The organism is Cupriavidus sp. HPC(L), assembly GCF_000307735.3.
Taxonomy (GTDB): Bacteria; Pseudomonadota; Gammaproteobacteria; order Burkholderiales; family Burkholderiaceae; genus Cupriavidus.
Genome location: NZ_AMPR02000455.1, coordinates 56,939 through 69,502 on the forward strand (window position 1 = coordinate 56,939; position 12,564 = coordinate 69,502).

Sequence of the window (12,564 nt, forward strand, 5' to 3'; positions counted from 1 at the left end):
CGTCGTGTCGGTGCCATTTCGGAGGTGAATACTATGAACGCCGCCCGGGAAGGGGAAGGCCGCTTGGCATATCGCAGGATAATCGATGGAGAGCATGCCGGAATCAGGGACGGAAAATCCGCAGCGTAGCAGAATGCTGCGTTTGCGTGACGGGTGGCGTCCCGCCTACCCGTGCCGCGTGCCCATACCGCGTGTCCAGAGCGGATCCCTTGCGTGTCGAGAACCGTCCGCGCCAGCGCAGCGCCCGCCGACGTGGCCCAGCCTATACGGACTGGCATGCTGGACACCCTTGACGCGGTCACTCTGCTACACAGCCCAAGCACAGGGAGGGAGGTGCAGATGGTCCGATCCCGCGTGCTGCGCCGAACTTGCAAGACCCCTATGCGGCGTTTAAAACCTTTTCCTTCAAGATCTTTTGTCCGAATGTCTTCGCGCGCGGCGACGTATGGGGATATTTGCTTTGCGTTGCATATTGCTTGCTCCCTAACTCGCGTAGCAATTTCCGGTATGAGCGAGAATTGGCGGCCGCGCGCAGAGGGTTTTGCTGCTTGCAGATTGAGGCTGGATCGTCGCCCTTATGATAACGTTTCTTGATGCTAATGCTGTTGAGTAAATCAATTGGATTCGTGATGCTATCGCAGCATTTGTTTTGAATTGCTTTCTCGAACGCCGCGGAGACCTTAAATCTAGCCGTCATGGTCTTAAGGGCCACCGGATCTGCAATTAACCAGTTTTCAATAGACTTATCCTTCACTACCACTTGGAAATCAATTTTCGTGTCAGAATAAAGTTTGTTGAATGCCGTTCGTAGCTCCTGAGAGAACTGAACGGCACATGGATGATCTTCTCGGTCTATAAGTATGAGGATGGAATCAACTCCGCGACGGCACCATGTCAGAACTTGGGACCGCGCTGAGCGGGCAATCACCATTGGTGTGGCTTTGGGCTGAAGGTCCGCGCGCAGTGGCGTTCCTTTAATCTCATGCACGCTATCCACTTTGCCGATAAGGCTGCTAATAGCGTCAATCTCGCCGGCTCCCTCCACGATAATGCCGATTTTGCGACTCATACAATCTGCCCTTTTGGCATGGCTTGACGTACAAGTCCCATGTCAAATAGCTCAAATAACCTCGCTACGCCGCTCTCCCAATCTTCTACTACTTCAGGATTAATCTCGGGTAAATGTGAGATTCGCGTCTCGCCATCTTCCTTGTAACAGATCCAAACATCGCCAGGTTCCACCATGTTGAGTACGACGGGAGAATGGGTGGTCAATATTGTTTGAGTTTGTTTGCTGTTCTTTTTGAATTGCTCCGTTAGTTGTTGAACGATCCAAGGGTGTACGGAGTTTTCAGGCTCCTCCAAGAACAACAGTGTATTTCGAGGATCGGCGAGACAGCAAAGCAAGGCAAGCGTTTGAATAGTACCATCCGAGACATCCTGCGAAGTCCAGGGCTTTGCTGAGCTCTCCTCCTTAAACGTTAGAGCGAGGAGATTATTCGGTGTGAATGCGACACCAATAGATTCGAGACCAGGTATTATCTGGCGCATCGAATCTTCGACTTGCTCCCATCGTTGAGGATGGTTTCTCTGCAACCAATCCACGAGCGCCGCAAGGTTTTGGCCATAACTGGTAAGGCGTGGCAACGGGCTCGGTGCACCAGGAGTTCTAGAGATCTGCGGGGAGAATTGATGCACTGAAATGTCACCCAATTCAGCGGGGCCGCCTAGGAAATATAAATCCCTGAAAAGTAGGTCAAAGGCGCGCCCTCTTCGACGCTCTTTTCCTCGCTTCGAAATAAATTCCAAATATTTTACCAAATCTGGGTCAATTCGCGACGAACTACCAATTTCATACGAAAGCTCACCGTTTTTTTTGCTGATCGAAAACAGATTGGAAAATTTTTCGTAATCCTTTGCGCTCTGCCTTCCCGTGGGGATATAGTACTGAAGTGTCTCTTCAACGATTTTGAAATCGGCGCGGATGGCGGTTCGCGCGGCTCCAAAGGAGAATGTGTGTCTGACCCGAAATAATCCGGGTTGGTTCCTGTTTTTGACGAAGGGTAAATGGATATCCTGGGTCAAAAAATCAATTGAAAATTGGACGGCAGACTTCGTTCGTTGCTGCCTCCGGTAGGCGATATTCTCAAAGCCTCCTTTGCTCAAAACAGCATATTCAAGTCCGTTGCGATAAACGTCAGCGAGAAACTCGAACGCAGAGGCAAGATTGGATTTTCCTGAGCCATTAGCTCCTACGACAACAGTGAGATCATTGGGGCGAAACGTAATATCGCGTAATGATCTATAATTTTCTATTTTTAGTTCTTTAATTTGCATGTGTAAACGCTACTAAAGTGCGCGTCAAGAACGGTGGCCCCGCATATTGCTGTCCGTCTGACCCGTAGAGTTTCGGATGGTATGCGGCGTGCGAGTACCCCCCATTGGGGGGGCAGTGATCTTTTCAATTTGGTTCGCCTCTGCGGTCGACCAAATGACCGGCACGGCCGGGCTGTCTCCGACCGCACTGCGCCGGCAACAGACACCTCCGCGTAGGGTACCTCCCTGAGGAGCCCAAGGATCGAGAAGCGCGATTCTAACTCCATGTCAACGCATCGATTCGCGGTCCCACTCGGTAGAACGGCGGCGGTGCGCGGTATCGCGGTATCGCGGTAGCAGGCACGGAGTTGAGGCAATTGGCAGCACCAACAAAAGGAAGCCCGAGCATTCCCATGCGCTGTCTTCCTTCAATACATCAAAGGCCTCATCCCTCACCGAAGTCGCATCCCCCGTGATATTGCCGACAGCAGCAAACCGATTCTTGTAGTTGCGCCGAACGAGTGGATCGAGAGTTGCCTTCACGAAGTCATGCAGCGGCGATTCCCAATCTCCTGGATGCTGGAATGAACTCAGGACATACGTCCATCCATTGATTTCGTCCCCAGCATGTAACCCGGTCGATTTCGCGCCAGCCGGCGTGGCCAGCTGTCTGGCATCGCGATCTTGTCCGGGTTGGCGAAATTGCCCAGCGCGTCCTGCTGCTTGAGCTTGCCGCCGCCAAAGTCCTCGGCGATCAGTTCGGGAACGGCGTCCATATCGACCGGCACCCATTCCGAGTGGATGGCGCGCCGGTGGTATCGGGCTGACCGCCGTGCGGTTTTTGCGCGCAGGCCGAAGCGGACGTGCCCATTCCATCGGCATTTTCGTTTCCGGTGCGCTACAGAAAAGTGAGAACCTGGGGTTTGCGGCTGGTGCCCTTGCGGAGCCCTTGATCGGGCGTTGCTCGTCAAGCCTCGAGGCGTGTGGCTAGGTCCGAAAAGCTATCTGCGATGCGGATGGCGCAATCCGGTGCCATGCCGATCATTGGCAGCATGAAAACAGCGCCTGTATGATCGAAAGCCAACAGCTCCCCACCGCCGTCACCACCGAAAGCAAGAAATCCTGGCGCGTAGACGTTGATTTCGACATCAGCGTTGTTGACATCTATTTCATCTAGTGACCACAGCGCAACATATCCTGGCATTGATCCCTCCACCCTAAATCCTTCGAAGACTCCATGGGAAACCAGGTAATCCGTGTACTCATGCGGAACTGAAGGCAACATATACCCGCTCTGGGTTGGGGCGGCTGGCGCAGACTCTAGCAGCATTCAGCAATTTCTCATGAGAATCGATCAGTATCCGCTTCTGGCCGATAGCGGGCGGTGTTCAATGCAAGCCAAGTACTGACTCGCGACCTGAAGTTGTTCCGGGAAGCGGCGAACCACTTGCACCAATAGCCGCCGCTCTCCGCATCCCCCTCAATCAATCAACCTCCCCCCCTCATCAAAAAACGGATACGCCGGCCCATGATCCCCAATCGGCGCCGCATGCGTAACCAGCCCATGCGCCGGATGCCACCAATGCAGCAAGAATCCAGGCGGCTCCATCCGAAAGCGAGAAGCGGCCTGGGGATCTAGGTCCAGCGCAACCTGGTGCGCAGGGCCGGGCGCCGTCATCGCGATGGTGCCACCAAAGCGCCGTGTGATATGCCGATGCAAATGGCCGCACAGCACGCGCTCAACCTGCGGATGGCGCCGGACCACGGCCTCGAGCAGCGCGGCGTTTTCCAGGCCCTGCTGGTCCATATGACCGATGCCAGTGTGGAAGGGCGGGTGATGCAGCATCAGCAGCGTAGGTCGTTCCGGGGCGACCGCCAGTGCGGCTTCGAGCCATGGCAACTGATCCGGTTCCACGCGTCCGCCGCTATGGCGCGGCACGGTGCAATCGAAAGCGATCAGCGTCAACGGTCCTGCGTCGATGCGGTAGTGCACGGGCGCGTCGCCGTCGCCCGCGGCGAACAGGTAGGCGTGATCGGGGAACACGCGGCGCAGTGCGTCGCGGCTGTCGTGGTTGCCGGGCATCAGCCGAACCGGTATTGGCAACGTTTCCAGAATCCCCCGCAGGAAGCGATATTCGTCCTCGCTGCCGAAGTCGACCAGGTCGCCGGTCACGACGGCAACGTCGGGGCGCTGGGGCAATGTCATCAGCGTATCGATGCATTGGCGCAGCGCGTCCGCGGTATCGACGCGGCGGTAGGACAGCTTGCCGCCGGCCTTGATATGCAGGTCCGTGATGTGGGCGACGAGGTAGGGCGCGGCTTGGGACGCGGGCTGGGAAGCGGTCTGCATCATGCCGCGCTCCGTGTTGCCTCGGCCGGCACCGTCACCAGGTGGCTGGTATCGATGCGCAGGCCAACGCGGTCGCCGGCCGCCCAGCGGTCGCGTCGCGCGGTATCGAGCACGATCGGGGCAGGGGCGCCCACGTCGACCAGCAGCCTGGTCGCATGGCCTAGGAAGAGGGCGGTGACGACGTTGCCGGTCACATGGACATCATGCGCATTGGGCGCGTCGGTCAGCGACACGTCTTCCGGCCGGAACATCAGCTCGGCCTGCGCCACCTCGATGTGTTGCGCCTCACGCGGCAACGCGCCTCCCGGCACTCGCCACACGTGGTCAGCCGCGGCCGCCGGCAGGCGGTTCATGGTCCCGATGAAGTCGGCGACAAAGGCATTGGAGGGATACCGGTAAATCTCCTGCGGCGTACCGCTTTGCGCGATGCGTCCCTTGTCCATCACGATGATGCGATCGCCCAGCGCCATCGCTTCCGCCTGGTCGTGGGTGACGTACACCGTCGTAATGCGCAGGCTGCGCAGCAGGCGGTTGATGTCGGCGCGCAGTGCGTCGCGCAGCTTGGCATCGAGCGCGGTCAGCGGTTCGTCCAGCAGCAATACGCGCGGCTGCACGGCGATGGCGCGGGCCAGGGCCACGCGTTGGCGCTGGCCTCCGGACAGCTGGTCGACGCGCCGGTTGGCGAAGGCGCCCAGCTGCATCATGGCCAGCATGTCGTCGACGCGCCGGCGGCGGGTCTGTGCGTCGACCTTGCGCACGCGCAGGCCATAGCCGATGTTCTCGGCCACCGTCATATTGGGGAACAGCGCGTAGTTCTGGAACACCATGCCGACGCCGCGCTGTTCGATCGGCAGATGCGTGACCGGTGCGCCGCCGAACAGCACCTCTCCCCCCGTATCGGGAAATTCCAGGCCGGCGATCATGCGCAGCGTGGTGGTCTTGCCGCAGCCGGACGGGCCGAGCAGTACGACGGTTTCGCCGGCGCCGATGTCCAGATCCAGCGGTTCGAGCGCGCGCGTGCCGTCGGGGAACGTCTTGCCGCAGTGGTGCAGCGCGATGGTGGTGGGTTCATGCATGGCGGGGAGCCTCCGTCTGCGGCTGGGACTGCGGCGCGCTGTCCCGGCCGGCTGGGGTGTTTGGCGAAGTGGTGACCGTGCCGGCGAACGGCGTGGGGGTGTCCTCTACTGGATGTCGCTGGGCGCGCGCACCGAGTGCGGACACCATCTGCATCACCACCAGCAGCGGGATGATCATCAGGAAGAACACGATGGTGTAGGCGGAGCCGATCTCCAGCCGCATCGACGCATAGCTGTCGGCCAGTCCCACCGGCAGTGTCTGTGTGGTGGGCGTATGGAGCATCCAGGTCAGGTTGAATTCGCCGACCGACAGTGTGACGACCATCAGTGCGCCGGCGAGAATCCCTTGCCGGCAATTGGGCAGCACCACGGTGAAGAATCGCTGCATGCGTGTGGCGCCCAGGCTGGCGGCAGCGTCTTCCAGCGTGCGGATGTCGATTGCCGACATGATGGCCAGCACCGAGCGGACCATGAACGGCAGCGTGAACAGGACATGCCCGATCAGAATGAAGACCCAGCTGGTACGCAGCCATGGCAGGCCGCCATACAGCAGGATCAGGCCGAGTGCCGTCGCGAGGCCGGGGATCGCCACCGGCAACATCAGCAACTCTTCGATCAGCCGCGTCACGCGGCTGCGGCGCAGCGCCATGTAGTAGGCAGCCGGAACGCCGAGCACCAGCGTGCAGGCGAGGCACGCCAGCGCAATCCACAGCGACAGGAAGATGGTGTTGCGGTACAGGCCCCAGACCTCCTCGACCCATCGCGTGGTCAGGCCGCTCTCCAGCCCGACAAAGATGTTGTTGGTGAGACCCGCCAGCACGGACAGCGCCACCGGCACGGTCATGAATGCGCAAACGGCGAGCGTCAGTGTCAGCTGCGCCCAATACGCGGCGCCACGACGGTTGGTCTTCATGCTTGCGCTCCTACGCGGTAGCGGCAACCGCGTTGCCGGACAGATGACGAGCCACCGCCAGCAGCGCCCAGGTCACGGCACCGAGCAGGATCGATAGCGCGGCGGCCATGCCGAAGTTGGCGTAGTTGGTGAACTCGTTGTAGATGGTCAGCGGCAGCACGTCGAGCTGCGTGGCCAGCGTGAACGCCGTGCCGAACGCGCCCATGCTGGTGGCAAAGCAGATCGCGCCGCTGGAGATCAGGGCCGGCATCAGCGCGGGCAGCATGACGTCGCGCACCACGCGCCAGCGGCCGGCGCCTAGTGAGCGGGCCGCTTCCTCCAGCGATGCGTCGAGCTTTTCGACGGCCGCCATCACGGTCAGGATCACGCGCGGAATGGAGAAATACAGGTAGCCGACGAACAGCCCCGCCATGCCATAGGCGAAGGTCCAGCGCTCGCCGGCAAGCAGATCGCCGATCGAAGCGAGCAAGCCGTTGCGGCCGCCCAGCATGATGACCATGAAGCCAATCACCACGCCGGGGAACGCCAGCGGAAAGGTCAGCATGGCAACCAGTACCGACTTGCCGGGGACCGGATGGCGCTGCAGGAAGGTTCCTGCCACGCCGGCAATCGCCAGCGTAACCAGCGTCACCGACGCCGACAGCAGCACCGTGGACAGCAGGCTGTGCAGATAGCGCGGGCTGGACAGCACGGTCCAGTAGACGCCGGCGCCGTCGTCGCCCGCTACGCTGACCGCCAGCAGCTTGGCCATCGGCAGGCAGAAGAACGCCAGGAAAACGATCAGCGCCGGCAGCGCGAAGACGATCAGCGTGCGGGCGGATGAGGCAGTAGTGCGACGGCGCATAGGGATCTCCAACGGGAAGGAGCCAGCCGGGGCGACGGGCGCCCGGGGACTAGCATCAGCGTCAGCGCACTTCCTTCAGGTACTGGTCGCTGAAGGCCTTCTGCACCTCGGCCATCTTGCCGTAGTCGATGGTCTTGGCGCGGGCGTAGTCCGAAGCCGGCAGGAAGCGGGCCTCGACCTCCTTGGACACCGCCTTGGCCCGTACCGGCCGCAGATAGGCATTGGCCCACAGCGCCTGGCCGGCGTCGGACAACACGAAGTCCAGCACCTTGCGGGCTTCGGCCGGATGCGGCGCCTTGTTGACCATGCTCATGACGTAGGGCACCACCAGCGTGCCTTCCTTGGGAATCACGAAGGCGACATTGGCGCGGTCCTTGTAGCGGGCGCGATAGGCGTTGAAGTCGTAGTCCAGCAGGATCGGAATTTCACCGGACAGCACGCGCGCGTATGCGGTCTGCTTCGGCACGATGGGCTGGTTCTTCTGCAGGTCCTTGAAGAACTTCAGCGCCGGGCCGAAATTGTCGAGCGAGCCGCCCAGGGCCTGGTTGATCGCGACCGCGCCCACATAGCCGACGAAGGCACTGGCCGGATCGAGATAGCCGACCATGCCTTTGTACTCGGGCTTGTGCAGGTCGGCCCACGATTGCGGCACCGGCTTGCCGCGCAGCGCGTCGACATTGACCATCAGGCCGAGCGTGCCCGAATGGATCGCGAACCAGTTGCCCTGCGGGTCCTTCAGGCCGTCCGGGATGTCGTTCCAGTTGGCGGGCTTGTAGGGCGCCGTGACGCCTTCCTTCTGCGCCTGGATGCCGAACGTCACGCCGTAATAGACCACGTCGGCCACCGGGTTGGCCTTTTCCGCGACGATCTGGGCCAGCGACTGGCCCGAGTTCTTGTTGTCGTGCGGCACCGTGACGCCGGTCTTTTCCTTGATAGCGCGGATCTGCGCAGCCCAGTCGGCCCATTCCGGCGGGCAGTTGTAGCAGATCGCGGTTTGCGCGGCCGCGGCGTGGCTGAATACGACCGCGCCGATCGTGGGCAGCACCCAGCGCAGGCGGCGCAGCCAGGACGAAGTCGATTGCATGATGCACTCCTTTTCTAGAGACGACGGTGGGGGAAGACGGCGAAAGACGGCGGAAAACGATGCGAGTGACGGCGGCTGGTTCAAGCCTGCGTCAGGCGCTAAGGCGGTGGCCCGACGCTGGCGCCTGCGCGTATCGCGTGCGGCAGCAGCGTTGCGCGTGGCAAGGCACGGTCAGGCGCGGCTTCGGCACCTGGGGAATTCAGCCGAGCCAGCAGGCACTCCAGCGCGCGGGCGCCGATCTCGTTGTTGGGCTGCACGACCGTGGACAGCGGCGGCTCCAGCAGCTGCCCGAGTTCGATGCCGTCGTAGCCGAGCACGGAAATATCGCCGGGCACCGACAGTCCCAGGCGCTTCAGAATCGAAATCACGCCGATCGCCAGCATGTCGTTGGTACAAAACAGCGCCGTGGGCGCGCGCGGCGCCGTGACCAGGCGCCGGATGTGCTCGGCCTCCTCCGGCGTGTGAGTGGGCGTGTGGGCCGGCAGCGGCAGCGGCGGCAGCGGGTCGAGGCCATGCGCGCGCATCGCGTCCTGATAACCCGCATAGCGTTGCTTGGCGCGGTCCGACGCGGCAAAGGCGCCCGATACCACCGCGATGCGCCGATGGCCGGCAGCGATCAGCGTCTCGACACCGGCGCGTGCGCTGACGCGGTTGTCCACCGACACCGAATAGTGTTTGCCGCGGCGGGTCCCTTGGTTGTACGCGAGCACATACGGCACGCGTTCGGCATCGAGCTGGTCCAGCACCGCGCTGCGGGCGGCATCGGCCACCGTCAGCACCATGCCGTCGACCCGATGACGCAGCAGATATTCGATCCGCTCGCGTTCGCGCTCGGGGTCGTAGCGGCTGGTCACCAGCATCAGCGAATAGCCTTGCGTCAGGGCCGCCTCCTCGATGCCGCGCCAGCATTCGGCAAATACGGCGTTCTCCAGCGTCGGCAGCATGACGCCGACGATGCGCGTGCGCTGGGCCCGCAGCTTGGCGCCCAGCAGGTTGGGGCGGAAGCCAAGTTCGCCCGCCGCCCGCAACACGCGCTCGGCGGTGTCCTGACGGACCATCTCCGGATTGCTGAACACGCGCGATGCCGTGGCCAGCGACACGCTCGCCGCTTGCGCAACGTTCATCAGGGTCGCGCCATTGGACGGCGTGGGCGACGCGGACGACGTGGCGAGGGGTGCGGGTTTACGAGGCATTCGGCTGGAATCGGGGCGAGGCGGGAGAAATGAAAACGTTTTCATTCAAGCCGCAAAAAAACCGGTGTCAAGGACAACCGGTGGTGCGGTGCGCCGCAAAAAAGCCGGCGCGGTCATGCGATCGGCATCGGTGGCCGAACAGGGGCGATTGTGCGCGGCGCAAATGACAGCAGGATGAAACGTCGGAGGGAATGGCAGAAAGACGTTGGGGGACGCGCCGGCCCCTCCCGTCCCTTCACATCAATTGGCGCCGCCCCGCAGCAGACAGCCTTCGAGCAAGGGCGTGGTATCGACGATGCCGGCACCGGTGCACTCGACCGCGACCTTCTGTCCGCGCCGGACCATCGTCGCTCGGGCCTCCACCTCGCAGACCGGCCGCGCCGCCCCGCAGTTCTGCTGCTCCAGCAGATTCGCGCGTACGGTCTGATCGGGATCGGTGGTGCGGATATCGAGATAGACCTGCGTTTCGCCCTCCCGCCGAATACCGCTGGCCACGCCCTCGACGATGAAGTACGCCCCGCGATAACGTCGATCAGCGCTGGCGCGATCCGCGCGATAGTCCTGCAGGATCGCGGCCGCCTGGTACACCGGCAGGCGGTCCGTGGATCGCGTGGGGTCGATGCTGTACGGTTCAAGCGTGCCGCCGCGGTAAATGCCGCCCGCCGCGCTCGCTGATTGGACTTGCGACGCGTCCAAAACCGGAGAGGGAGCGGTGTCGTCGGTGTGGTTCTGGTCGTTGCCAACCAGCCAAAGCATGGCGAGCACCGCCACCAGGATCAGGGCAATGGCGATTTGTCGGGTCTTGTCGGTCATTGAGCAATGGGGAGTGAAAGGGCCGGCCCCTCGGAGGGCGAGGCATGCGGGATGCAGCCGAGGGCGACAGTCTAGTCGTCTTTCCTTTCAGGTCCGGCTTCGCGGTCTTGCCGGCACCCGTACGCCAAACAAAAAAAAAGCCCGAGCGTCCTCACGCTCGGGCTTCCTTCAGCACGTCAAAGGCTTACCCCTTCGCTAACTTCACCGAAGTCGCATCCCCCGTGATATAGCCGACGGCAGCGCCAAACCGATCCTTGTAATTCGCCCGAACCAGCGGATCCAGCGTCGGCTTGACGATGTCATGCAACGGCGATTCCCAATCGCCCGGATGCTGGAACGAACTCATGACGTAAGTCCATCCGTTGATCTCGTCGACCGCATGCAAGCCGGTCGATTCGGCGCCGGCCGGCGTCGACAACACGCGCGACAGCTTCTTCGTATCGACGTTGTAAGCCCACAGGAAGTTGTTTACGTGCGTATTGCTGTCCTCGCCGATAAACAGCGTGCGCAGCTTTTCCGAGTACTTCAGGTTGTCCGGCGTCGCGATCTTGTCGGGGTTGGCGAAATTCCCCAGCGCGTCCTGCTGCTTGAGCTTGCCGCCGCCAAAGTCTTCGGCGATCAGTTCGGGGACTGCGGCCATATCGACCGGAACCCATTCCGAGTTGATCGGCGCACCGGTGGTATCGGCCTGGCCGCCGCGCAGGTTCTGCGCGTAGACCGCGCCCGAGTACGGGCCTTCGACCTTGACCCCGCCGGAGCCGTTCAGCATCGACGATTCGATGCGCGACATCGCGATATAGGCGACCTTGTCGCGTGCGTTGATCGTCGTGCCCTCCCACTTGGTGAAGCCGAGGCTGCCGCCCTTGAGCGCCGCGTAGCGGTGCGTCTCGAGGAAGGCCGCGGCCTTTTCCATGCCGGGCATCAGCTTGACCCACTGGAAGCCGCCATTGAACGGGATGCGGGTATAGCTGGCATCGCCCGGATCGGTGGTCTTGACGTCGAAGATGTCGGTGGCCTTGATGCCGCCGCGGACCAGCGCGCGGATTTCGTCGCTGGTGGCGTGGCCCAGCGGAATCCAGCTCAGCGTGGCCGAGCCCGGGCCGGTGCCCGACGTCTGGTTCCATTTGCCGACGTACAGCGTGCCCGACGACAGGTCACGCGCGCGGTCGGCGATGAACAGGAAGGCGCCACCGTTGGTGGCATCGTCGCCCATCAGCACGGTGCGCTCATCGGGCGCGACGCAGACCAGCTCGTGCGAGATGCGGCCCAGGCAGTAGTGCTTGACGATCGAGCCGGTGCCGTCGGGGTTGACCGTGACTTCCGGCAGGTGGCCGTAGTCGTAAGGCGAAGCGGCAGTCGGGTCGCCGAACGTGAAGGTGCTGAAGCGCTGGAATTGCGTGTTCGACGCGATGGTGAAGGCGTCCGGCTCGTATTCCTCGCTCGACAGGTGCGTATTCCACGGCGACAGGCTGGCGCCGCAGGTAATCCACAGCCCGCCGGCCGACGAGGTATCGACGTTGTGGTACTTGACCAGCGTCAGCTTGCCGGTGGCCGGGTCCTGGTCCAGCGTCAGGATCGCGATCGGCGAGGGCAGCATGCCGTAGGTCGAGCCGCCGGCCTGGTCGCGCGTGGTGTACTCGAACTGCACCACGGCGAACACCGGCTTGCCCTTGACGCCCGGTACGTTGGCGTTCGGCAGCGTCAGCAGCGAGCTGCCGTCGACGCAGTCCGAGAAGAACTGGCGCTCGCTGCCGGGCACCGAGCGGTCGACGATCGGCTGGTTGTGGATGTCGAAGTAGCCGCCGGCCACCACGGTGCCGCCTTTGCCGTCGGGCACGGTATCACCGGTGATGAAGAAGGGCTGATAGGCGAGCTTGTAGGTCTGGCTGCTGCCGTCGCTGAACGAGACTTTCAGTTCCGAGCCCACCGTGGTGGTGGCCATCGCGGCGGGTGCGGCGAGGGTCGGCGCCGCCAT

11 protein-coding genes and 1 pseudogene are annotated in these 12,564 nt (G+C 62.2%); all 12 read right to left on the reverse strand.

Features of this window, described 5'->3' with window-relative positions:
- Positions 1-379: 379 nt before the first annotated feature.
- Complete coding sequence (locus tag B551_RS25845) at positions 380-1,069, reverse strand: DUF4276 family protein (RefSeq protein ID WP_006575606.1); 690 nt, start codon at positions 1,067-1,069, stop codon at positions 380-382.
- The gene (locus B551_RS25850; RefSeq protein ID WP_006575607.1) at positions 1,066-2,337 is read right to left on the reverse strand and encodes an AAA family ATPase; all 1,272 of its coding nucleotides are present in this window, start codon (positions 2,335-2,337) and stop codon (positions 1,066-1,068) included. Before B551_RS25850 ends, B551_RS25845 begins: the two co-directional genes overlap by 4 nt.
- A gap of 429 nt (positions 2,338-2,766) precedes the next feature.
- A pseudogene (locus tag B551_RS25855) lies at positions 2,767-3,148 on the reverse strand (alkaline phosphatase); the annotation flags it as partial.
- 135 nt (positions 3,149-3,283) lie between these two features.
- Positions 3,284-3,646 (reverse strand): SMI1/KNR4 family protein, encoded by a 363-nt coding sequence (locus B551_RS26335; RefSeq protein WP_371259340.1) that lies wholly within the window; start codon positions 3,644-3,646, stop codon positions 3,284-3,286.
- Between the two features lie 150 nt (positions 3,647-3,796).
- Entirely contained in the window at positions 3,797-4,669 is an 873-nt protein-coding gene (locus tag B551_RS23270) for a phosphodiesterase (RefSeq protein ID WP_023265119.1), read from the reverse strand.
- On the reverse strand, positions 4,666-5,742 hold the full coding sequence (locus B551_RS23275; protein ID WP_006575610.1) for an ABC transporter ATP-binding protein: 1,077 nt from the start codon (positions 5,740-5,742) through the stop codon (positions 4,666-4,668). Before B551_RS23275 ends, B551_RS23270 begins: the two co-directional genes overlap by 4 nt.
- Positions 5,735-6,655, reverse strand: coding sequence for an ABC transporter permease (locus tag B551_RS23280; protein WP_023265120.1), 921 nt, complete (start codon positions 6,653-6,655; stop codon positions 5,735-5,737). The genes B551_RS23275 and B551_RS23280 overlap by 8 nt, the downstream gene beginning before the upstream one ends.
- A gap of 10 nt (positions 6,656-6,665) precedes the next feature.
- On the reverse strand, positions 6,666-7,499 hold the full coding sequence (locus tag B551_RS23285; RefSeq protein WP_006575612.1) for an ABC transporter permease: 834 nt from the start codon (positions 7,497-7,499) through the stop codon (positions 6,666-6,668).
- A gap of 61 nt (positions 7,500-7,560) precedes the next feature.
- Positions 7,561-8,583: an ABC transporter substrate-binding protein gene (locus B551_RS23290; RefSeq protein ID WP_006575613.1), complete on the reverse strand. Its 1,023-nt coding sequence runs from the start codon at positions 8,581-8,583 to the stop codon at positions 7,561-7,563.
- Between the two features lie 98 nt (positions 8,584-8,681).
- Positions 8,682-9,707: a substrate-binding domain-containing protein gene (locus B551_RS23295; RefSeq protein ID WP_006575614.1), complete on the reverse strand. Its 1,026-nt coding sequence runs from the start codon at positions 9,705-9,707 to the stop codon at positions 8,682-8,684.
- A gap of 309 nt (positions 9,708-10,016) precedes the next feature.
- A complete protein-coding gene (locus tag B551_RS23300; protein WP_006575615.1) occupies positions 10,017-10,589 on the reverse strand; it encodes a hypothetical protein in 573 nt (190 codons plus the stop codon).
- A gap of 184 nt (positions 10,590-10,773) precedes the next feature.
- On the reverse strand, positions 10,774-12,564 hold a 1,791-nt coding region (locus B551_RS23305; protein WP_023265122.1), incomplete at its 5' end, for a PhoX family phosphatase.

What these genes read in the sequence shown, in the direction of transcription:
- B551_RS25845 (WP_006575606.1), bottom strand. Translation starts at nt 1,069, where the DNA reads ATGAGTCGCAAAATCGGCATTATCGTGGAGGGAGCCGGCGAGATTGAC.
- B551_RS25850 (WP_006575607.1), bottom strand. Translation starts at nt 2,337, where the DNA reads ATGCAAATTAAAGAACTAAAAATAGAAAATTATAGATCATTACGCGAT.
- B551_RS26335 (WP_371259340.1), bottom strand. Translation starts at nt 3,646, where the DNA reads ATGCTGCTAGAGTCTGCGCCAGCCGCCCCAACCCAGAGCGGGTATATG.
- B551_RS23270 (WP_023265119.1), bottom strand. Translation starts at nt 4,669, where the DNA reads ATGATGCAGACCGCTTCCCAGCCCGCGTCCCAAGCCGCGCCCTACCTC.
- B551_RS23275 (WP_006575610.1), bottom strand. Translation starts at nt 5,742, where the DNA reads ATGCATGAACCCACCACCATCGCGCTGCACCACTGCGGCAAGACGTTC.
- B551_RS23280 (WP_023265120.1), bottom strand. Translation starts at nt 6,655, where the DNA reads ATGAAGACCAACCGTCGTGGCGCCGCGTATTGGGCGCAGCTGACACTG.
- B551_RS23285 (WP_006575612.1), bottom strand. Translation starts at nt 7,499, where the DNA reads ATGCGCCGTCGCACTACTGCCTCATCCGCCCGCACGCTGATCGTCTTC.
- B551_RS23290 (WP_006575613.1), bottom strand. Translation starts at nt 8,583, where the DNA reads ATGCAATCGACTTCGTCCTGGCTGCGCCGCCTGCGCTGGGTGCTGCCC.
- B551_RS23295 (WP_006575614.1), bottom strand. Translation starts at nt 9,707, where the DNA reads ATGAACGTTGCGCAAGCGGCGAGCGTGTCGCTGGCCACGGCATCGCGC.
- B551_RS23300 (WP_006575615.1), bottom strand. Translation starts at nt 10,589, where the DNA reads ATGACCGACAAGACCCGACAAATCGCCATTGCCCTGATCCTGGTGGCG.